The organism is Moraxella sp. CTOTU49803, from assembly GCF_032097965.1.
Taxonomy (GTDB): domain Bacteria; phylum Pseudomonadota; class Gammaproteobacteria; order Pseudomonadales; family Moraxellaceae; genus Faucicola; species Faucicola tetraodonis.
Genome location: NZ_DAMCJP010000004.1, coordinates 107036 through 128029 on the forward strand (window position 1 = coordinate 107036; position 20994 = coordinate 128029).

Genomic DNA, 20994 nt, shown 5'->3' on the forward strand with positions numbered 1-20994 from the left:
TAGGTTGGAAAAACTAAGGTGCGTAAAAACGCACCTTTTAAATTAACGCAAGGGTAAACTAGCTTAAGGGTAAAATAGCCCAATAGTAAAGTAACCGATTGAGTCGCGGATAACATTAGCGATAGGTTACCGCATCGCCTGTTCTTTCAACGATTTCACCCAATTTCCATGCGGTTTCGCCTTGTTCATTGAGTAATTCAATGGCTTGGTCTGCTTTATCTGCCGGTACCACGACGACAAAACCCACACCGCAGTTAAAAGTGCGGTACATTTCCATCTGCTCGATATGACCTTTTTGCTGAAGCCATTGGAATACAGGCGGGAATGTCCAAGATTTCACATCAATTTGCGCCGCCAAATGGTCGGGCAATACGCGTGGTAGGTTCTCCGTCAAGCCGCCGCCGGTGATATGTGCCATCGCATGCAAGCTTGCGTTGCCCAAGGTTTTTTGCAGTTGTCCAATGGCTTTGACATAGATTTTTGTCGGTGCCATCAACACGTCTTTTAATGCTTTGCCGTCTAATTGTTCAGTGGCAACATCGGCACCGCTGACTTCAATGACTTTACGCACCAATGAATAACCATTTGAATGCACGCCGCTAGAGGCGATACCGATTAACACATCACTGTTGGCAACGTTTTTACCCGTGATAACTTCCGACTCTTCGACGACGCCCACACAAAAACCTGCCAAATCATAGTCGTCATCTTGATACATACCCGGCATTTCAGCCGTCTCGCCACCGATGAGCGCACAATTTGCCAATTTACAGCCGTCACCGATACCACTGATAACCGTTGCTGCGGTATCGACGTCCAGTTTTCCTGTGGCATAATAATCCAAGAAAAATAACGGCTCGGCGCCACAGACTAGCAGGTCATTGACACACATCGCGACCAAGTCTTGACCAATGGTGTCGTGCTGCTGCAGTTGTAAAGCCAGTTTGAGTTTGGTACCGACACCATCAGTCCCTGAGACCAATAAAGGGGATTTATAGCCTTGTGGAATACGGCACAAGGCGCCAAATCCACCCAAACCACCGACTACTTCAGAGCGGCTAGTTGCTTTGGCAACTGATTTAATGCGCTGAACTAACGCTTCGCCAGCATCGATATCGACGCCAGCATCTTTATAACTTAACGAAGTGGGTTGTGTAGTCATGGTCTTCCTATCGCCAGAATCATTGGGAAAAGTAATACGCGCATTATACCCAAATTCCTATCAAAAAGAAAAATAATCCATCGCTTTCTAGCTGGCTAGCATTATGCTTTTCATCGTTCATGACGCCTTCTAGCCCCACAAATGTGATAGGGCTTTATAACATAGCTTTGAATATTTGTATGAGTTGTGCAGTTTGTGCTATCTATTTTTGTCAAATTACCTAAAATTAGTCGAAAATACAACGATGGCAGTGACCGTCTTTTATTTGACATTACCCTTATATTTTTGGCGTATTTGGCTTTTTTGAGGAACCTATGTACAACCCATCCCCTTATCGATTTACGAAAGATGTATTTTTCAAACGGGTATTTATATCGCTATTTTTGGTTGCAATAGGCTATATCATTTATCAATTACAATCAGTAATTTTGCCATTTTTGGTAGCATTTATTTTATCGTATGCGATTAATCCGCTCGTACAAAAATTACAGGACAAGGCACACATTCGCCGCTGGGTGGCGATTTTGCTGGTATATTTGTCCACTGGGCTGATAATTGGATTGATACTATGGTGGCTTATTCCACTGGTGTGGGAGCAGTTACAATCGGCATGGAAGTATGTACCGACGGCAATTGACTATTATAACAATACGCTGCGAGGCTGGGTGCGTTCTCACACACCCATACGCTTACCTGCCCTGCAAGTACGCGATATGTCCAAAGGCTTGGTGGATTATCTCAAAGAAAACTACAATATCACCGATGCGCGCTCATTTTTTACCAATTTAATGTTATCAGGCATGAATGTAATCAATGTGGCGGGCATTGTGGTGCTGGTACCGATTTTGATGTTTTATTTTTTATATAATTGGGATGAGCGCTTGGTAAAAATGCGTCATATGATTCCTAACCGTTATATTCCATCGGTCTATCGTATCGCCAAAGAAAGTGATGAAGCGTTGATGTCATTTATCAAAGGTCAGCTACTGGTGATGGTGCTGCTTGGTATGGTGTATGCGGTGCAACTGCAACTCATTGGACTTAAAGTCGGTCTTATCATCGGTATGCTGGCCGGTATCGCAAGTTTTGTGCCGTATCTTGGCTTTACCCTTGGCTTTATTGCGGCGATTATTGCAGGGCTATTTCAATTTGGCGTGGACTGGGTACATTTAGTGCTAATTGTCGGTGCCTTTATGGTAGGGCAGGCGGTGGAAGGTTATATTTTGCAGCCGTTATTGTTGGGTGATAAAATTGGTTTATCCCCTCTGTGGGTGATGTTTGCGGTACTTGCAGGGGCAGCACTGGCAGGCATTGCAGGTATGCTGATCGCTTTGCCGCTCGCCGCTGTACTCAATGTGCTATTCCAACATGCGTATGACAGTTACCGTGAAACTGAGTTTTATAAAGGCGATGCCCAATATAGTCTATTTAAAGAAAAAAATCTGATGGATATCAAGCTTGAGCAGCAACAAAAACAAATCGAGGCGCAAATGAAGAAAGAAAATACCAGTTGGATGACGCGGATAAAAAATATCTTCTAAAACAGCAAGATGTCATTCAAATGACTACAAGCGCGTAATTTTGCCGTATAATAGCCGACTATGTGATAGGCGTTTTCTATCTGATAGGCGGCTATAGATACGCTCAATCAAGCATTTGTTGTGAGGGATTGGTCAGCCTTGCGTTAAATGCTTTTTTTTATTTGCAATTTTCCCCATAAATTACGCGTCGTTGATAGCCGATAGCGTCCTCATAGGTTTATTTATTGGTTTATCATTAGTTAGGTATCTTATGCAATCAAACAATTCTGTAAGCCCAGTAGCAGCCATGTCTGCCGCTCAATTAAATCCCCAATTATCAGCCCAACTAGTAGAGAGTGACGTAGACTCAGATAGTGACATAGATGGGCTTGATGATAATGATTGGGATGATGATGCGTCAAACAATGAAGCGTTAAACAATGAAGCGCAGCAATCCTTGGGCGATGCTAAAGGTGACAGCCAAGGCGATGACATCAAGTCCGCGCGTTTTCGCAAGCTACAAAAAAAATTACGTAAGCTGGTCTCTTGGGCGATTCGTGACTACAACATGATTGAAGACGGTGATGTGGTCATGGTGTGTATTTCAGGCGGCAAAGACAGTTTTACCTTACTGGATATTTTATTGTTCTTAAAGAAAATAGCACCGATTCAGTTTGATGTGATTGCCGTCAATCTTGACCAAAAGCAACCTGACTATCCTGAAGATATTTTGCCCAACTATCTGACCGAGCACGGCATTCCGTATTATATTTTAGAAAAAGACACCTATAGCGTGGTCAAGCAAATCGTACCAGAAGGTAAAACTTACTGTTCTGCGTGTTCACGGCTGCGCCGTGGTTCGTTATATGGTTTTGCCAAACAAATCGGCGCAACCAAAGTGGCACTGGGTCATCACCGTGATGATATCATGGCGACGTTTTTCTTAAATTTATTTCACGGCGGTAGTCTCAAAGCGATGCCACCAAAACTGCTATCGGATGATGGGCAAAATATTTTGATTCGTCCGCTTGCGTATGTGGAAGAAAAAGACATTATCAAATATGCCAATTACAAGCAGTTTCCGATTATTCCTTGTAACCTGTGCGGCAGCCAAGAAAACCTACAACGGGCAATGATTAATGACATGCTGCGGGCATGGGATCAACAATACCCGAATCGCTTGGATTCGATATTCGGCGCGATGCAAAATGTCGCACCGTCACAGCTCGCTGACCGTGAGTTGTTTGACTTTGAAAATTTGCAGTTAAAGCGTGATGAGCATATCCGTGTATTTGAAGGGGAAAACATCCAAGCGGGGCAGATTGATGAGCAGCTTCAGCAAAAAGGGATGCCAACCGCACCTGATGTGCAAACCTTTGACCCCACCAAATCTCAAAAAAACAAAGCGCCTCAAAAATCCAACGCCAGCCAAAACGCTGAGAGCCAAAAAATACCGACAATCAATCCTTTGATTTGATAAACAAGCGGGTCAAGCACACGGCTATTTTGGTTGCTGTAATGGGTTAAGCTATTAAGGTGATAAGCGGTTGATTTAATAAGCTACTGGTTTAATAAGAAAGTTCGGTTAAATACACCCGAACTTCTTTTTTAGTTTTAACCTATAAATGATTGTCATCACGCAGCGGGTCGTATCGCTAAACGAGATTGCTCAACCAGATTTCACGATAAGTTTGTCACGTTGTTTTTTATCTTAGCTGCGATTATTTTTTGAACCTATGGTTGCATCATTGCTAGGGGTAACGGGGCTAGGCGCTACAGGTTGGCTTGATGTAGGCTGATGGGTATCAGTGTATTTTGGGTGGCGGTTGTTAGGTACACTCCGTGGATAATACGGGCGTGACCAGCCGCCGTAGCCGCCAAAACCGCCGAGCCTCCCATAAAATGGTGAATCCCAAAATGGATCGGTGATGTACCACAGTTGATTTAGCCTTTGCTCACGTTGGTAGTTGAGATAACCTTCGTCATGCGCTTTTAATAAATCAAGCGTCATCGATTGTGGGCATACATCATTATAGTCATAGCCCTCACGTCCCAACTGATAAGCGCGTAGCGGCGTGCAATAACGTTTTAACCCTGCTTCACGACCTTGCCGCCACTGTTGCTGGTTGGGTGTACTATTAGCTTTAGCGCATTGCTTGATATGCTTTTGAATATAATCTTGACTGCGACCCAGTAAACCATCTTGATGACCAATGGTTTGCCAATTGCTTTGTTGGCATTGAGTGGGCGTTAATCCGCCGCCCAAGGTGGCACAACCTGTCATCGAGGCAGTGACAGCAAACAGTCCAAGCATTTTTTTTGAGGTGGTTGCTGGGTGATAGGTTTCTATAAGTGAAAGCATCGTCATGGTGGCACCTTTGAAGTTTACAGTCGCCATTAGCCAGTCAAAAACTGGCTAAACCGATCAAACCGTTAATGAATTGATATTTTTTAATTTAGCAGATTATTTATATAAAAGCATTTATCAATGGTTAAAATTTTGTTAGGCTACTTAATACAACCAAATGAATAGCGTCAAATTAACAGGGTCAAATTTTTGAGTTAATGTGGTGATATTGCATTAATTTTTTTATCAATAGGGTGAGGGTCATGCAAAAAATTTTAATCGCCAATCAAAAAGGGGGATGTGGTAAAACCTCGATTGCGGTGAGTCTAGCGGCGGCATTGGCAAACCAAGGCAAAACAGTGGCATTGGCAGATGCAGACCCCCAAAAATCAAGCCTACAGTGGCTAAAAATGCGCCCAGCGGACGTACCTGCCATTATTGGTATTGACTGGCGCGATAGCAATGATATAGGTGATATCCCAAAAACCTTGGGTAAAAACGACTGGCTGATTATTGATGCCCCAGGTGCGTTATCAGGCACTAAAGCCGAGCAGCTGATTGCCGAATGCAAGGCGATTTTAATTCCTGTTTTGCCTGCTTTTTTTGATATTGACAGTACCAAACGCTTTTTAAAAAGCCTAGAAGACATCAAACGTATTCGCAAAGGCAAAGTCGATATTTATCTGGTGGCCAATCGCGTGCGTAGTCAATTGATGCAGGACAATGAGCCGACCGAAAAACTGATGGCGTATTTTGCTGATATCGGGCAGCAGCCACTGGCTTGGCTATCTGAGCGTAGTATTTATCAAGCCTTGGCAGAGCGCGGCTTGACGATTTTTGATAAAAGCCAAAAACCGTATCGAGACATTCAAGCCCAGTGGCAGCCAATTATGGATATGCTAGCTTCCGAGCCGCAGCCAACTGACAAAATTGACGCCAAAGCCGAAAACAAAGCTGACACCAAAACTGAAGCAAAAACGTCATCTAAAAAATCCAAAAATAGCAGCTGGTACGAGTAATATAATCAATGGGAATATGGATAGCCATCGCCATCGGGGTGTTTATTGTCGGTAGTATCATGGGGTTAAAACCATCTGCACGCGAGACCATGCGTGATAATCTGCGCATGGCAGCCAGACGCGTGGGCGTGCAGCCAAAACTGGTCGCATGCCCCGATTGGATTATCGGCGATACAGGCGAACGCGGTAAAGGCATGATGGCGCAATACGGTGTGGTGATTGAGGACGCGAAGATGCGCCCCTGTGATTATCAAGTGATTGAGGGCAAATGGCGACCCTTTACCGGGCATTATCCCGCTAATTTTGCGCTTGATAACCGGGAGGTGGATTTACCAGCATCCATTGCAACAACTGTTAAAGGTTTAAGCTGTAAAGCCAATTTTGTGTGTATTTATTGGCAAGAAAATAGCCAACTGGGCATGAAATCAGAACTTGAAACCACCGAAAAAGACCTAATCATGTTAAAAAGTAAATTGCATGATTATGCCAAATTGGTGCAGAATAACTAACTTTTCGTATTTTAACTTACCCTTTTTAATGATTTTGTGAACCCAACATGAGTAAAACACCGACAGCGAGAAAATCAACCAAAACCACGGATACGGCTGATACAAAAACAGACACCAAAGCCGCCGCGCCCAAATCAACAGCCACATCAAAAGCATCAAAAACAGCGCCTAAAACGTCGGGGCAAGGCAAAGCCTTGGTGATTGTGGAATCCCCTGCCAAAGCCAAAACCATCAATAAGTATCTGGGAAATGATTTTATCGTCCGCTCTAGTGTGGGGCATGTGCGTGATTTACCTGTGTCGGGTTCTGGCGCAGCAAAAACCGACGATAAGTCGGATACCAAGCTCACCAAAGAGCAAAAAGCGCAGCAAGCCTTGGTACGGCGCATGGGCATTGACCCCGAGCACGACTGGGTGGCACATTATGAAATTCTACCCAGCAAAGTTAAAGTGATTAAAGAATTAAAATCCCTCGCCAAAGACGCCAAAGAAATTTATCTTGCAACCGACTTGGATAGAGAAGGGGAAGCGATTGCTTGGCATCTCAAAGAAGTCATCGGTGGCAGTGATGACAAATACAGCCGCGTGGTATTTAACGAAATCACCAAAAACGCGATTCAAAATGCCTTTAAAAGCCCCACCAAGCTTAACTATGACCGTGTCAACGCGCAGCAAGCTAGACGATTTTTAGACCGTGTCGTAGGCTTCATGGTATCGCCATTGCTATGGCAAAAAGTAGCGCGCGGATTGTCGGCAGGACGAGTACAATCTGTCGCCACGCGTCTAGTGGTGGAGCGTGAACATGAAATTCGCGCTTTTACCCCAGTGGAGTATTGGGAAATCCACAGCAATACCCACAGTCAGCAAGCCAAACAAGAGACCATTCGCCTAGAAGCGGTAAAAAAATCGGGTAAACCCCTTGAACTAAAAAACGAAGAAGCGACCAATGCGATTGTTGCGCTGCTTGAAACATCCGATTTTATCGTGGCGGATCGGGAAGAAAAACCTACCCAGTCAAAACCCGCTGCACCCTTTATCACCTCGACACTGCAACAAGCCGCAAGTACTCGCCTTGGCTTTCCAGTCAAAAAAACCATGATGCTGGCTCAGCGCCTGTATGAAGCAGGTCATATCACCTATATGCGAACCGACAGTACTTTTTTGTCAGCGGATGCACTCACCAGTGTGCGCGGTTTTATTGACAAGCAATACGGCGCAAAATATGTCCCAACATCGCCCAATGTGTATGGCAACAAGCAAAACGCCCAAGAAGCGCATGAAGCGATTCGCCCCTCAGACGTCTTGGTGCAATCTGCCTCGCTAAAAGACATGGAACGCGATGCGCAGCGTTTATATGAGCTGATTTGGCGCCAGTTTGTGGCGTGTCAGATGCCACCTGCGCAGTACCAATCTATGACGTTGATTGTCAATGCCGGTGAGATTGAGCTTAGAGCCAAAGGTCGCGTGATGACCTTTGATGGGTACACCAAAGTACAGCCCCCTGCCAAAAATGAAGACAATCTATTGCCTGATGTAAAAATCGGGGAAAAATTGGTGGTCGATAGTATCGAGCCTACCCAACATTTTACCAAGCCACCGGCTCGCTATACTGAAGCAAGCTTAGTCAAAGAATTGGAAAAACGTGGGATTGGTCGTCCGTCCACGTATGCTGCTATCATCTCAACCATCCAAGAACGTGGTTATGTCAAGGTAGAAAACAAACGTTTATTCGCCGAAAAGATGGGTGATATCGTCACTGACAGATTGGTCAACAGCTTTCCGCATTTGATGGATTATACTTTTACCGCAGGGCTGGAAGAAAACCTAGATGAAGTCGCTGAAGGTCAGCAAAACTGGAAAAAAGTGCTGGATGATTTTTATGGCGATTTTAAAGGCAAGTTAGAGCGTGCCAAAGACGAAGACGGCATGAAGCCCAATGACCCAACCGATGTCCCAGATATTCATTGTGACTTATGTCAGCGCCCAATGCAGATCCGTACAGGCTCTACAGGGGTGTTTTTGAGTTGTACCGGCTATAATTTACCCCCCAAAGAGCGTTGTAAAGGCACCAAAAATTTGATGCCTGTGGAAGCCTTTCATAGCCAAACCAGTAAAGAGAGCCAAAATCTCGGTGAGGACGACGCGGACAACAACGACGAGATACAAGCGCTACTTGAGAAAAAACGCTGCCCGAAATGCCATACCGCGATGGATGGGTATATCGTCGATGGTGGGTTAAAACTCCATGTCTGTGGTAACAATCCTGACTGTGATGGCTATCTATTAGAAAAAGGCGTCTTTGAAACCGCAGGCAATGACGATGTGCCTACCATACCTTGTGATAAATGCGATGGGCAAATGGTGCTTAAAACTGGGCGTTTTGGTGCCTATTTTGCCTGTCAGCAGTGCGATAACACCCGTAAAGTGCTCAAAAATGGCGATGCAGCGCCACCACGCATGACCGCAATCCCTATGCCAGAACTCAAGTCACAAAAATTTGATGACCATTACATTTTGCGTGAAGGGGCAGCAGGGTTATTCTTGGCAGCGTCAAAATTTCCTAAAGTGCGAGAGACGCGCCCACCAAAACTGTCAGAATTACGCGCGATAAAAGATCAGTTGGAAGATAAATTCCAGTATCTATTTACCGCGCCAGATACCGACAATGAGGGCAATCCAACGATTTTGCGTTGGAGTCGTAGAAATGCTGAGCAATATATCGGCTCAGAAAAAGACGGCAAAGCGACTAAGTTTGCCTTAGTTTATCGAAAAGGCAAATGGATTGAAGAATAATGGAAGCCAACAAAAAACCCTAGCCTATGCTAGGGTTTTTATGGATAAATAAAATCTTTATTTTAAATCAGTGCTGTCATTTTCAATTACAAAGCTGACAATCATCATCACGTTATAGCTAGTGATATTACCATCGCTAATGCGTACTTTTTGCTCTTTAATCCAAGCACCTTCCACGTTATTAACCGTTTTGTTGACTTGTGCAATGCCTTTTTTGATGGCATCTTCAAAACTTACCGTTGAGCTGCTGCTAATTTCGATATTTTTTGCCACTGACATAACTATATCCTTATTTTCTATTATATTATTTTCCTAATTAATTTTTAATCTAAAACTTATCAAGTTTAACTTAAGTTATCGCAAACTTGATGCTTATAACTTATCAAATATGCAAAAAAATACCAAAGTTAACTTGTAACTTTGGTATTAGTTTTGGCTATCACATCAACTAGAAGCGTAATCAATATTGCGCAATTTTAAATGATGTAAAGTTAGCTATGCAATCCATTAAATTAAGCAAAAATCATTTCAATATCTTTGTGATCAAAACGGTAAACATGTCCGCAGAAACCACAATCCAACGCCAATTCACCACTATGCTCATTAGCAATTTCTAAGGCAGCTGGTTTGCCCAACTGAAAAATTGCCGATTCACTTTTCTGCTGTGAGCAGGTACAAGCAAAGGTCAACGGCATAGGCTCAGCCGTTACCACGTCTTCTTCATGATACAAGCGATATAAAATCTCATCGGCTGGCAAGGTGGTTAATTCTTCAGCTTTTAACGTCTTGGTTAAGATTTTTAAGCGGGGGAACAAGTCATTGTCCACCGTCTCATGCTCTTCTTCTGTGGTACGTGGTAGCAACTGTAGCACGATACCGCCCCCTTGCTCACCATCACAAGCCAAGTTGATTAGGGTAGGAATCTGTACAGATTGCTGTTGATAGTGTGCCAAACAATCCGCTAAGTTATCTGCCACACGCTCAACAATACCTTGATACCCTTCTGCTTGTGTGCCATATGTGGCATCAGGTTGGATATTAATAAATAACACCCCTTCACCGACTTTACCAAGTTTGGCAAAGGCATCATTTGCCGTTTGTGCGGATTGCCACGCGCCTGTCCACTCTGCAAGACCGCGTATGTGACCTTGGTGGTCGCACTCTGCCATCGCCCAAGTTAAGCTGTCTTGTTCAGGGTCAGTGGCTGCGCCTGAATTTTGTAATTGAATGGATAGACGACCTTCGATTTTTAATGTACCAATCAGCAAGCTTGCCGCAACCAACATTTCCCCAAGTAGTTTTTGCAGGGCAACTGGGTAATCTTTTTGCTGCAATATCGTCTGCAGGCTGTCATTGATGCGTACCACGTCACCGCGTACGGGGCTTTTCTCAAAATAAAAACGTTGGCGCATATCAAAATCGTGAAGTGCTGGAGTCGCTGTTGTCATAAATAACCTATCTTAAGTGAATTTTAATCAATTTATTGAGCTATAAATGGGGATAAAATAGAAAATAGCAAAAAAATGGTAAAAAAATTGTCGATGACGAAAAAAATATTTTTTGTAAATCTATTGTCACAACACAGAAAAGTAAATTACTATAAACACACATTTTAAATCTTTTGAGTATCCTAAACTATTTTTTATCAGTCATTGTGCAAGGTTTTGCCAGATTTCAATGGTTGCGATGACGGATGATGAAGGACAAGGAAGGATAAACACAAAGAGATGGGGGGTCTTTTTACTCGATTTGGCATTGACAGCCACACAGCGAAAAGATTAACTAAGAACGTATCATACGACAAGGATCATAGGATGATTTTAATCTCTAAAAAGCCAATCGCCTTAGCAACCGCTGCTATTATGGCATTAGGTCTTGCAGGTTGTAACAAAGCCAGCGACAACAAAGCTGCAGGGACTGAAGGTAGCCAACCAGCGGCAGCGGCTACTGGTGAAAAAACGCTCGATAAAATTAAAAAATCAGGGGAAATCGTACTGGGTTACCGTGATTCCTCAATTCCATTTTCTTATATCGCAGGTACGCCAAACCAACCTGTAGGTTATGCCCATGACCTACAATTAAAAATTGTTGACGCAGTCAAAAAACAATTGAATATGCCAGACCTTAAAGTGCGTTACAACCTAGTAACCTCACAAACCCGTATCCCATTGGTACAAAATGGTACAGTTGACTTAGAGTGTGGTTCGACCACCAACAATGAAGAGCGCCAAAAACAAGTGGCTTTCTCAAACGGCTTCTTTGAGATTGGTACTCGCTTATTAACCGCTAAAGATTCAGGCATCAAAGATTTTGCGGATTTAAAAGGCAAAACCTTAGTGACTACCGCAGGCACCACCTCTGAGCGTTTTATCAAAAAACTCAACGATGACAAAAAAATGGGCATTAACATCGTTTCTGCCAAAGACCACGGCGAATCTTTCTTGATGTTAGAAAGCGGTCGTGCGGCAGCCTTCATGATGGATGACGTACTGCTTGCGGGTGAAAAAGCCAAAGCCAAAGATCCAAACAAATGGGTCATTGTTGGTACCCCACAATCGTATGAAATTTACGGCTGTATGATGCGTAAAGACGATAGTGAATTCAAAAAAGTAGTCGATGATGCATTGGTTGCGACTTATTCATCAGGTGAAATCAACGACATCTACAAAAAATGGTTCATGTCACCGATTCCACCAAAAAACATCAATATGAACTTCCAAATGTCTGACAACTTAAAAGCCTTGTTAGCAAACCCACATGACGGCGCGCAACCAAAAGACGTCGCTAATGCAGCCGCATCTGCTACCGTCAATGCCGTAGCAACGGGCGCTAGTAATGTGGCAACCGCTGTGGCATCTGCAAGCAATGCAATTGCAAGTGCAACAAAACCTTAGTTGATGGAATAACAACAAACTAGGTTAGGAAGGTTACTATCCAACATAAAACTGACGTCATCACCTATCAATTGTGGTTACGTCAGTTTTAGTTTTTGGGTAAATCAATTTGCTAGACAGGATTTTGGGGGTGGCAATGAATTATAGTTGGAATTGGGGCGTGTTGCTGCAACCAACAGGCGTAGGCAACGAAGTCTACTGGCAGTGGCTATTGACAGGCTTTAAATGGCTGTTGGTCATTGGTGGGAGTGGCTGGCTGATTGCTTTAATTATTGGTACGATTTTAGGTATTATGCGTACTTTACCAAATAAAACTGCTAGAGCGATTGGTACGGCTTATGTGAGTTTTTTTCGTAACATTCCGCTATTAATACAGTTATTCTTCTGGTTTTATGTGGCACCTACTTGGCTGACACCTGCCTTACAAAAATGGTGGTTTCAAGAGTTAGACCCAAATACCTCGGCGGTGATTTCGGCAAGTATAGGTCTTGGGTTATTTACTGCGGCGCGTATTGTAGAGCAAGTGCGTACGGGCATTGAATCATTGCCAAAAGGGCAAACCAATGCTGCCTATGCGCTCGGGTTCACCTTACCCCAGACGTATCGCCATATCGTATTGCCACAGGCATTTCGGGTGATTTTACCACCGATGAGCTCTGAGCTTACCAACTGTTTTAAGAATGCCTCGGTCGCTTCATTGGTCGGGGTTACTGAGCTGATTAGCCAAACCAAAACTATCAGTGAATATACCCAAAACAATATCGAAGTGTATACCTTTACCACGATTATTTATCTATTGTTTAATTTGGTGTTGATTTATTTTATGACTTGGCTTGAGAAAAAATTACGCATCAAAGGTCAAATCGATGGGGGTGGCGCATGAATATGATGGAATTACAAGCCGCAATGCCAGGGTTAATGGGTGGCTTATGGATCACCTTCAAAGTGTTGTTTTTAGCTATCATTGGCGGTTTGGCGCTGGGTACGATTTTAGCCTTGATGCGGTTGTCGGGCATTCGAATTTTAGCCGTGCCTGCCAAGCTGTATGTCAACTTTTTCCGTTCAGTGCCGCTGCTACTGGTATTGCTTTGGTTTTATTTTGCTGTGCCGATGGTGTATAACTTGGTGACGGGCACGTATTTGACGTTGGATACGGCGTTTACTTCGTGCGTGGTGGCATTTATGGTGTTTGAAGCCGCGTATTTTTCTGAGATTGTACGTGCGGGTATCCAATCAATTGGCAAAGGACAGGTCAATGCCGCTAAAGCCTTGGGTATGACTTATGGTCAGACCATGCGCTTTATTATTTTGCCACAAGCGTTTCGCAAGATGTTTCCGCTACTTCTACAACAGTCGATTATTTTGTTCCAAGATACCACCTTGGTGTTTGCGATTGGCTTGGTGGATTTCTTCCGAGCCTCATACGTGCGCGGTGACTTGATGGGGCTACTCACCCCCTATATCTTGCTGGCAGGGGCGTTTTATTTTGTGGTCAGTCTAACCGCATCGACCGCTGTCAACCACCTACGCAAACTCGCATGGCTTAATCAATATTGAATAAAGGAAAATAACATGTCAGTAGTTACTAAAATTGATGAAACCACCTGGCTCAACGAATTTGGTGGCTTGGTATCAAACAGTGGACACGCCAGTCCCGATATCATGATTAATGTCAACAAAATCAGTAAATGGTATGGCGACTTTCAAGTATTGACCGACTGTACCGCGCATGTGCATAAAGGCGATGTGACCGTCATCTGTGGTCCATCAGGTAGTGGTAAATCAACTTTAATCAAAACCGTCAATGGGCTTGAAGCCTTTCAACAAGGTGAAATCTTGATTGATGGCATGTCGGTCGGCGCCAAAGCAACCGACTTGCCAAAACTACGTAGCCGTGTAGGGATGGTATTTCAGCATTTTGAACTGTTTCCGCATTTATCCATCTTAGAAAACTTGACCTTGGCACAAATCAAAGTATTGGGTCGTAGTCAGTCTGAAGCGCAGAAAAAAGGCTTGGGTTATCTCGACCGCGTGGGCTTGTCAGCACATGCCAAAAAATACCCTGCCGAATTGTCAGGCGGTCAGCAGCAACGGGTAGCAATTGCGCGTGCGCTCAGTATGGACCCGATTGCAATGCTGTTTGATGAGCCAACTTCTGCGCTTGACCCTGAGATGATTCAAGAGGTGCTTGAAGTGATGATTGAGCTTGCCAATGAGGGCATGACCATGATGTGTGTGACCCACGAAATGGGCTTTGCGCGCCAAGTCGCCAACCGTATTATTTTTATGGATCAAGGTCATATTGTTGAAAACTGTAGCCGTGAAGAATTCTTTGCCGGTGCGCGTAGCGAGCGTGCGAAAGACTTCTTGTCAAAAATCTTAAATCACTAAAGATAAGATAAAGTTTATTTCATTAAAAAACGGCAGTCACTGCCGTTTTTTATTGTCAAAGTTTGCATTAGCCTAATTGCTCATGAGCGATTCAAATTGCTTGAGTTCCTCTTCCATATAGGTGAGTAATCGTTGGCTATGGGGCAGTATTTGGCTACAGGTGACGATACAAAACTCGATTTTATCCACATAAGTACACAAGGTAATATTCATCGCTTGGTCATTGAGCACAATCGAGGCAGGATACAGCGCCTGCAGTTTTGCCCCTTGCCAATACAATGGCTGATGCGAGCCTGGTACATTTGAGATAATCAAGTTAAAACCGCGATAATCGGGAAACAGACCCGTAAGTACCTGTAACCCTGAACGGCTATAAGCAACCCCACTATAAATAATCGACGAGGCTTGCTTCATCCGTGAAAAGCGTTTTTTACTATTTTTGGTGCTGCCATTAATCGTCTTTAACCGTGCAACAGGGTCGGCAAGGTGAGTAGCAAGATTGGCTAAAATAAAGGTAATTTGATTGCCAACGTGTTGGCTTGCGCTATCGTTGTCATCGCGCAGGGATAAGGGTACAAAAGCAATCAAAGGTTTTTTGGGTAAGCCATTGATATCGAGCAAATAACGACGTAACGCGCCCGAACAAATCGCCAAAATCACATCATTGACGGTCACAGCGTAATGTTTGGCGATGGTTTGAAAACGAATAAGCTCATAAGATTGGGCAGAGATACGCCGTGAGCTTGATACCGGTTGGTTGAGGGGGCTATCTGGCGCTTGGGTGGTGGTAATGTAGTCTTTGTGAAATCGCTCTACCACATTTTTACCTAAGGCTTTGATGGCAGGTGGGATAGCGAGCGCTTGCTCTTTGACGACACGCAGAATGGATTTATCTTCTGGTATCAAAGCATCGAGTTGGTGACGATGACGGGTCATTAGCGACCAAATTGGCAAGCTAATACGCTCGGTTGGCGATTCTGATAGCGATTTTTTCACTAAACGAATCGCCGCTATCCCATCGACCATAGAATGGTGAATCTTAAAATACAACGCAAAACGATTGCCTTCAATTCCCTCGATGATGTGACATTCCCACATCGGTTTGGCACGATTGAGTAATTTGCTGTGCTCTTGGGACACATAAGTCAATAGCTCACGGATGCGTGCTGGTTTGGGCAGGGCGATATGGCGAAAATGATGGTCGACTTCAAAGTTTTCATCGGTTTTCCACCATGCTAGATGATATAACACTTGGTTAAACGGAAAACTCGGCGGCGTCTTTTGCGTGACCATCTGCTGCACCAAATCACTGACAAAGATATCGCTTGCGCCATCGGGAATCTCAAACAAGAACAGCCCCCCAATGTGCATCGGCTGATTGCGATTTTCAAGTAAGATAAATAACTGGTCAATGGCGGTGAGCAGACGCATGCGATGTCCTTAAGTATTAAATAATAAATTAGCGGAAAAAATAGCCAGTCTGTGGCGAGCTAGCTTGTGCCATATAGCGTGCTGGCATACGACCCGCCAAGAAAGCCTCACGTCCAGCTATCACCGCGTGTTTCATGGCAGACGCCATCAACACAGGGTTTTGCGCATGGGCAATCGCGGTGTTCATCAGCACACCATCACAGCCTAATTCCAAGGCAATCGCCGCATCACTGGCGGTACCTACGCCTGCATCCACCAAAACAGGCACTTGGGTCTGCTCAATGATGAGACTTAAAGTATGGCGGTTGAGCAATCCTAGACCTGAGCCAATCAAACTGCCCAAAGGCATAATCGCCACACAGCCCATACTCTCTAGTTCTTTGGCAACAATTGGGTCATCTGAGGTGTACACCATCACATCAAAGCCATCATCAATCAAGGTCTTAGCGGCTTTCACGGTTTCGATGACATTGGGATACAAGTTTTTTTCATCGCCCAATACTTCAAGTTTGACAAGGTTGTGCCCATCCAACAATTCACGCGCTAATTGACAGGTACGAACGGCGCTAGCCGCGTCAAAACAGCCAGCGGTGTTAGGCAGAATGGTGTATTTTTCGGGAGAAATCACATCGAGTAGATTGGGTTCATCTTTCTTCTGCCCGATATTAACGCGCCGAATGGCGACAGTGACGATTTGCGCGCCACTGGTAGCGATGGCTTCGCCTGTTTGTGCCAAATCTGTATATTTGCCAGTACCGACAAGCAAACGAGAGGTAAACGTGCGCGAACCAATGTGTAGGGCGTCGTTTGCGGTTATCAGCGTATTTTGGCTTGAAGAATTTTGGGTTTCAGGATTTTGAGTTGAAGTGGTTTGGGTCATTGTCATCCCTTTTTAGATTTTGATTGTCATGGTTATCAATCAGTAAAAAATGCTTTAGTATAACAAAATATAGCTTGTCTCAGGGTCTTTTTGTGCGCCTTGGTAGGATTTGTCCTGTTGATAAGCTACAATGGAACGCATCTTTTCTTGGCTTATTTTATTTGATAATACCTATGCTAAATCCGATTGCCTTGCCCTATAGTTTTGCCAAACGTCATCAACTGCTGTTGCAATACTCGCAAGATTTGACTGACCCACCAACGTTGTTGATGACGGCTGATACCCCTATGGAAGCCATCAACGAAGCCAACCGTTTTGCCAGTCAAGCAGGAGTGCCGCTGCCATTGAATTTTGCCATGGCGCAAAGTGATGATTTTGAAAAGCAGTTAGCCGCTGTCTATGCAGGCAACACAGGGGAATCTCAGCATATTGCCGCTGGACTTGAAGACCATCCCGATTTGATGAGTCTAGCTGACAGTGTCCCTGAGACGGAAGACTTGATGGACCAAGAAGATGACGCGCCCATCATTCGCCTAATCAACGCGCTGCTGTCTGAAGCCATCCGCCTAAACGCCTCAGATATTCACATTGAAACCTTTGAAAAACGCCTATCGGTGCGCTTTCGGGTGGACGGGGTGCTCAAAGAAATCGTCAGTCCAAAACGGGAACTGTCACCACTACTGGTGTCGCGTATTAAAGTGATGGCAAAACTCGATATCGCTGAAAAACGGGTACCGCAAGATGGACGCATCTCATTACGTCTGGCTGGGCGAGAAGTGGATGTGCGGGTGTCGACCTTGCCATCAAATTTTGGTGAGCGTGTAGTGATGCGGCTTTTGGATAAACAAGCGGGTCGGTTAAATATGACCTATTTGGGTTTGTCAGACAATGATTATAGCGAGCTTAAACGCTTAATCCATCGCCCCCATGGCATTATTCTTGTCACAGGTCCGACAGGTTCGGGCAAAACCACGACGCTGTACGCGGCTTTAACGGATTTGAACGATAACACCCGTAATATTTTGACCGCTGAAGACCCGATTGAATTTCAGCTAGATGGTATCGGGCAAACCCAAGTCAATAATAAAGTGGACATGACCTTTGCCCGTAGTTTGCGAGCCATGCTACGCCAAGACCCTGATGTGGTGATGGTGGGGGAGATTCGCGATTTAGAGACTGCGGAAATTGCGGTGCAAGCGTCACTCACAGGTCACTTGGTACTCTCGACCCTGCATACCAACACCGCGATTGGTGCGGTGACGCGGCTACAAGATATGGGGGTTGAACCGTTTTTGTTGTCATCAAGCCTCATTGGCGTGGTGGCACAGCGACTAGTGCGTACCTTGTGTCCGCATTGCCACACGTGGACAGCCGCCGATGAATTTCAAAGTCAAATTTTTACTGAAATAGGCGAAGTCGGAGAGATTAAACTGCCAAAACCTGTGGGCTGCGAGAAGTGCAATCAATCAGGGTTTCGGGGACGTACTGCGATTTATGAAGTGGTGCCTGTCGATGACAAACTGCGACAACTGATTCATAGCCAAACAGCCGAGTTTGAGTTAGAAGCCTATGCGCGCAGCAAAACACCGTCAATTCGTGCCGATGGACTCAAAAAAGTATTGGCAGGGAAAACCACGCTGGAAGAAGTGTTAAGGGTGACGAAAGAAAAAGAGATGTGATATATTTTTCTAGTGTTAATGAAAAAATGAATATAGGTCGCTAAATTGATACAAATAACTTTTGACCAAAATAAAGCTGAGAGTAATAAAATCAAACATGGTGTAAGTTTTGATGAAGCAAAAATTGCATTACTTGACCCGAATGCGCTAGTACGTGAAGATTTTGACCAAGATGAACCAAGATTTGTATTATTAGGAATGGCAAATCGCTTATTAGTTGTTGTCTATTGCTATGTGGATAATGATGATATGATTCGGTTAATATCTGCACGAAAAGCAACCAAAAACGAGGAAAAACAATATGCAAACTGAATACGATTTCTCAAATGCTCAAAGAGCGACACAAATTTCTCATCTTAATCGGTTGCGAGAACAACAGCATTTGCTGGATAAAGATGTGAGTGATTGGCTTGCAACCCAAGATGATGATACTAAAAAACATATCAGTGAAATGATTCGCCAAGTAATGGCGATGAAAATTCACACACAATCTACTGTTTAAATTATGTGTTTTAGTCACTGATGCAATGAATAACTTGCATTTTTTCAATTGACAAACGGATAAAGTTTTCGATTTTCTGACAGTGAGTGATATATTGCTTACGGTTATTTTTCGCAAAATAGTCTGCCAAATTATTTAATTCAACGACCAGTGATTTAGCAACATTCGGATAAATCACTGGGTCATTATAAAAGTTATCCAATAGCCAAGTAAGCGTTGAAAGTTAGTGTTACCTTCGGCTAAACGTAAAATACGTTCGTTCTCATGCGAAATTTGACAATTGATTTTCTCATTGTCACAATCAAACCACATGTCAAATGCCATTATATTAACCTAACACTTCAACCAACTCACCTTCCACCAAATGCGGACTCATGGCTCGCGTGACTTTTACCATCACCAGTTTACCAATCAACGCGTCATCGCCTTTAAACAATACCGTTCGCGTATTATCCGCCGTTCCCATCAAAAATTCAGGATTGCGGTCGCCATGTTGCTCCACCAACACACGCACGGTTTGACCCACCATGCCTTGGGTTTTTGCCCAAGTCGAATCAATAATCACTTGCTGAAACGCCGCCAAACGGGCTTTTTTGGTTGCCATATCGATATTGTCGGGCAAGTCTGACGCAGGGGTGCCTGGGCGCTTGGAGTAAATAAAGCTATACGAATGGTCAAAATCTAAGTCTTTGGCAAGATTGAGCGTATCTTGAAAATCTTGGTCGGTTTCATTGGGAAACCCGATAATAAAATCGCTTGATAGGTACATATCAGGGCGCACCGCGCGTAGCTTGCGGATTTGCTCAATGTAAATATCAATGGTGTGGTTACGTTTCATGGCGGCTAGGATAGCGTTGGAACCACTTTGCACAGGTAGGTGCAGGTGGGATACCAGTTTTGGTATTTTGGCATACGCTTCGATGATATCATCGCTAAATTCCAGTGGGTGGCTGGTGGTATAGCGAATGCGCTCAATGCCGTCAACGTGCGCCACATAATGCAATAACTCACTAAAACGGCAAATTGTGCCATCGTGTTTTTCGCCGCGATAACCATTGACGTTTTGCCCCAATAGCGTTACTTCACGTACCCCTTGGCTGGCAAGGCTGTCAATCTCGGCAAGTACGTCATCGAGGGGGCGCGAGATTTCTTCCCCGCGGGTGTAAGGTACCACGCAAAATGAGCAGTATTTTGAGCAGCCTTCCATGATGGATACAAATGCCTTAAACCCTTCCACTTTGGGCTCGGGTAAAAAGTCAAATTTTTCGATACTTGGGAAAGACACATCGACGACGCCGATACGGTTTTTGGGTTTGACATCCAGCTGTTTGGTGGATTGGTCATACAGTTCTGGCAGGCGATGTAGAGTTTGCGGTCCAAACACCATATCGACATGCGGGGCACGGCTTTGGATTTTATCGCCTTCTTGTGATGCCACGCAGCCGCCCACACCGATGACCAAATTCGGGTTTTTCTCTTTAAGTTTTTTCCAGCGTCCGAGTTCAGAAAATACTTTTTCTTGCGCTTTTTCACGAATCGAGCAGGTATTCATGAGCAGGACATCGGCTTCTTCAGGATTGTCCGTCAGCACCATGCCATGGGAGTCGCCTAGCACATCTGCCATTTTTTCAGAGTCATACACATTCATCTGACAGCCTTGTGTCTCGATAAACACGCGTTTGACACGAGTATCCGCTGGTGGCATGGTGGGTTCAACACTCGCCGCTAGCGTTGGCGTTACCAAATTTTGGGTTTTGGAAATCTGTGCTTTTGGGTCAAAAGTAGCAACTGTCATGACTACACCTAAATGTTTCGCCTAAAATAAACCCTTAATTATAACAGATTTTTTTGGCAAGATGCGGTAGTGA

General features: G+C 44.3%; 19 protein-coding genes. 12 read left to right on the forward strand and 7 right to left on the reverse strand.

Features of this window, described 5'->3' with window-relative positions:
* Nucleotides 1–115: 115 nt before the first annotated feature.
* On the reverse strand, nucleotides 116–1162 hold the full coding sequence (gene purM, locus RT422_RS06830; RefSeq protein ID WP_313421741.1) for a phosphoribosylformylglycinamidine cyclo-ligase: 1047 nt from the start codon (nucleotides 1160–1162) through the stop codon (nucleotides 116–118).
* 314 nt (nucleotides 1163–1476) lie between these two features.
* Between purM and RT422_RS06835 the strand changes: the two genes are divergently transcribed.
* Both RT422_RS06835 and ttcA read left to right on the forward strand, forming a co-directional pair.
* Entirely contained in the window at nucleotides 1477–2703 is a 1227-nt protein-coding gene (locus RT422_RS06835; protein ID WP_313421742.1) for an AI-2E family transporter, read from the forward strand.
* Nucleotides 2704–2953: 250 nt separating this feature from the next.
* Nucleotides 2954–4159 carry a tRNA 2-thiocytidine(32) synthetase TtcA gene (gene ttcA, locus RT422_RS06840; protein ID WP_409520118.1) on the forward strand — a complete coding sequence of 402 codons (1206 nt, stop codon included), beginning with the start codon at nucleotides 2954–2956 and terminating at the stop codon, nucleotides 4157–4159.
* Nucleotides 4160–4393: 234 nt separating this feature from the next.
* Here ttcA and RT422_RS06845 read toward each other — a convergent pair whose 3' ends face one another.
* On the reverse strand, nucleotides 4394–5050 hold the full coding sequence (locus tag RT422_RS06845) for a DUF2799 domain-containing protein (RefSeq protein ID WP_313421743.1): 657 nt from the start codon (nucleotides 5048–5050) through the stop codon (nucleotides 4394–4396).
* 242 nt (nucleotides 5051–5292) lie between these two features.
* Here RT422_RS06845 and RT422_RS06850 point away from each other — a divergent pair, with 242 nt between their 5' ends.
* From RT422_RS06850 to topA, 3 genes are read left to right on the forward strand one after another with little or no spacing between them, the layout of a single operon-like run.
* The gene (locus tag RT422_RS06850; protein ID WP_219299069.1) at nucleotides 5293–6048 is read left to right on the forward strand and encodes a ParA family protein; all 756 of its coding nucleotides are present in this window, start codon (nucleotides 5293–5295) and stop codon (nucleotides 6046–6048) included.
* A gap of 8 nt (nucleotides 6049–6056) precedes the next feature.
* Nucleotides 6057–6557, forward strand: coding sequence for a hypothetical protein (locus RT422_RS06855; protein WP_095355881.1), 501 nt, complete (start codon nucleotides 6057–6059; stop codon nucleotides 6555–6557).
* Between the two features lie 47 nt (nucleotides 6558–6604).
* Nucleotides 6605–9349 (forward strand): type I DNA topoisomerase, encoded by a 2745-nt coding sequence (gene topA, locus RT422_RS06860; RefSeq protein ID WP_313421744.1) that lies wholly within the window; start codon nucleotides 6605–6607, stop codon nucleotides 9347–9349.
* Between the two features lie 57 nt (nucleotides 9350–9406).
* Here topA and RT422_RS06865 read toward each other — a convergent pair whose 3' ends face one another.
* Nucleotides 9407–9628, reverse strand: coding sequence for a dodecin family protein (locus tag RT422_RS06865; protein ID WP_219299066.1), 222 nt, complete (start codon nucleotides 9626–9628; stop codon nucleotides 9407–9409).
* A gap of 233 nt (nucleotides 9629–9861) precedes the next feature.
* Nucleotides 9862–10797: an Hsp33 family molecular chaperone HslO gene (locus RT422_RS06870; RefSeq protein WP_313421745.1), complete on the reverse strand. Its 936-nt coding sequence runs from the start codon at nucleotides 10795–10797 to the stop codon at nucleotides 9862–9864.
* Nucleotides 10798–11163: 366 nt separating this feature from the next.
* Between RT422_RS06870 and RT422_RS06875 the strand changes: the two genes are divergently transcribed.
* The 4 genes from RT422_RS06875 (at nucleotide 11164) to RT422_RS06890 (ending at nucleotide 14634) form a co-directional block, all read left to right on the forward strand.
* Nucleotides 11164–12243: a glutamate/aspartate ABC transporter substrate-binding protein gene (locus tag RT422_RS06875; protein WP_313421746.1), complete on the forward strand. Its 1080-nt coding sequence runs from the start codon at nucleotides 11164–11166 to the stop codon at nucleotides 12241–12243.
* Nucleotides 12244–12379: 136 nt separating this feature from the next.
* A complete protein-coding gene (locus tag RT422_RS06880; protein WP_040404072.1) occupies nucleotides 12380–13126 on the forward strand; it encodes an amino acid ABC transporter permease in 747 nt (248 codons plus the stop codon).
* Complete coding sequence (locus tag RT422_RS06885; RefSeq protein WP_313421747.1) at nucleotides 13123–13800, forward strand: ABC transporter permease subunit; 678 nt, start codon at nucleotides 13123–13125, stop codon at nucleotides 13798–13800. Before RT422_RS06880 ends, RT422_RS06885 begins: the two co-directional genes overlap by 4 nt.
* A 105-nt stretch (nucleotides 13801–13905) precedes the next feature.
* Nucleotides 13906–14634: an amino acid ABC transporter ATP-binding protein gene (locus tag RT422_RS06890; protein WP_143351114.1), complete on the forward strand. Its 729-nt coding sequence runs from the start codon at nucleotides 13906–13908 to the stop codon at nucleotides 14632–14634.
* Between the two features lie 72 nt (nucleotides 14635–14706).
* On the opposite strand, the gene RT422_RS06895 is transcribed toward RT422_RS06890, so the two are convergent.
* Nucleotides 14707–16065: a wax ester/triacylglycerol synthase family O-acyltransferase gene (locus RT422_RS06895; RefSeq protein WP_313421748.1), complete on the reverse strand. Its 1359-nt coding sequence runs from the start codon at nucleotides 16063–16065 to the stop codon at nucleotides 14707–14709.
* 28 nt (nucleotides 16066–16093) lie between these two features.
* On the reverse strand, nucleotides 16094–16945 hold the full coding sequence (locus RT422_RS06900) for a thiazole synthase (RefSeq protein ID WP_313421749.1): 852 nt from the start codon (nucleotides 16943–16945) through the stop codon (nucleotides 16094–16096).
* Between the two features lie 173 nt (nucleotides 16946–17118).
* On the opposite strand from RT422_RS06900, the gene gspE reads away from it, so the two are divergent.
* Genes gspE through RT422_RS06915 form a run of 3 tightly spaced genes read left to right on the forward strand, consistent with a single transcriptional unit; the run spans nucleotide 17119 to nucleotide 19126 of the window.
* On the forward strand, nucleotides 17119–18624 hold the full coding sequence (gene gspE / locus RT422_RS06905; RefSeq protein ID WP_409520119.1) for a type II secretion system ATPase GspE: 1506 nt from the start codon (nucleotides 17119–17121) through the stop codon (nucleotides 18622–18624).
* A 45-nt stretch (nucleotides 18625–18669) separates the two neighbouring features.
* The gene (locus RT422_RS06910; protein ID WP_050324716.1) at nucleotides 18670–18936 is read left to right on the forward strand and encodes a BrnT family toxin; all 267 of its coding nucleotides are present in this window, start codon (nucleotides 18670–18672) and stop codon (nucleotides 18934–18936) included.
* Entirely contained in the window at nucleotides 18926–19126 is a 201-nt protein-coding gene (locus RT422_RS06915) for a hypothetical protein (RefSeq protein WP_065253323.1), read from the forward strand. The genes RT422_RS06910 and RT422_RS06915 overlap by 11 nt, the downstream gene beginning before the upstream one ends.
* A gap of 328 nt (nucleotides 19127–19454) precedes the next feature.
* On the opposite strand, the gene miaB is transcribed toward RT422_RS06915, so the two are convergent.
* Nucleotides 19455–20921 (reverse strand): tRNA (N6-isopentenyl adenosine(37)-C2)-methylthiotransferase MiaB, encoded by a 1467-nt coding sequence (gene miaB / locus RT422_RS06920; RefSeq protein WP_313421750.1) that lies wholly within the window; start codon nucleotides 20919–20921, stop codon nucleotides 19455–19457.
* Nucleotides 20922–20994: the final 73 nt, after the last annotated feature.

Coding starts and splice junctions, on each gene's coding strand:
- RT422_RS06870 (WP_313421745.1), bottom strand. CDS start 10,797: ATGACAACAGCGACTCCAGCACTTCACGATTTTGATATGCGCCAACGT.
- purM (WP_313421741.1), bottom strand. CDS start 1,162: ATGACTACACAACCCACTTCGTTAAGTTATAAAGATGCTGGCGTCGAT.
- RT422_RS06915 (WP_065253323.1), top strand. CDS start 18,926: ATGCAAACTGAATACGATTTCTCAAATGCTCAAAGAGCGACACAAATT.
- RT422_RS06850 (WP_219299069.1), top strand. CDS start 5,293: ATGCAAAAAATTTTAATCGCCAATCAAAAAGGGGGATGTGGTAAAACC.
- RT422_RS06895 (WP_313421748.1), bottom strand. CDS start 16,065: ATGCGTCTGCTCACCGCCATTGACCAGTTATTTATCTTACTTGAAAAT.
- RT422_RS06865 (WP_219299066.1), bottom strand. CDS start 9,628: ATGTCAGTGGCAAAAAATATCGAAATTAGCAGCAGCTCAACGGTAAGT.
- RT422_RS06875 (WP_313421746.1), top strand. CDS start 11,164: ATGATTTTAATCTCTAAAAAGCCAATCGCCTTAGCAACCGCTGCTATT.
- RT422_RS06880 (WP_040404072.1), top strand. CDS start 12,380: ATGAATTATAGTTGGAATTGGGGCGTGTTGCTGCAACCAACAGGCGTA.
- RT422_RS06855 (WP_095355881.1), top strand. CDS start 6,057: ATGGGAATATGGATAGCCATCGCCATCGGGGTGTTTATTGTCGGTAGT.
- ttcA (WP_409520118.1), top strand. CDS start 2,954: ATGCAATCAAACAATTCTGTAAGCCCAGTAGCAGCCATGTCTGCCGCT.
- gspE (WP_409520119.1), top strand. CDS start 17,119: ATGCTAAATCCGATTGCCTTGCCCTATAGTTTTGCCAAACGTCATCAA.
- RT422_RS06885 (WP_313421747.1), top strand. CDS start 13,123: ATGAATATGATGGAATTACAAGCCGCAATGCCAGGGTTAATGGGTGGC.
- RT422_RS06890 (WP_143351114.1), top strand. CDS start 13,906: ATGATTAATGTCAACAAAATCAGTAAATGGTATGGCGACTTTCAAGTA.
- miaB (WP_313421750.1), bottom strand. CDS start 20,921: ATGACAGTTGCTACTTTTGACCCAAAAGCACAGATTTCCAAAACCCAA.
- RT422_RS06845 (WP_313421743.1), bottom strand. CDS start 5,050: ATGACGATGCTTTCACTTATAGAAACCTATCACCCAGCAACCACCTCA.
- RT422_RS06900 (WP_313421749.1), bottom strand. CDS start 16,945: ATGACCCAAACCACTTCAACTCAAAATCCTGAAACCCAAAATTCTTCA.
- topA (WP_313421744.1), top strand. CDS start 6,605: ATGAGTAAAACACCGACAGCGAGAAAATCAACCAAAACCACGGATACG.
- RT422_RS06835 (WP_313421742.1), top strand. CDS start 1,477: ATGTACAACCCATCCCCTTATCGATTTACGAAAGATGTATTTTTCAAA.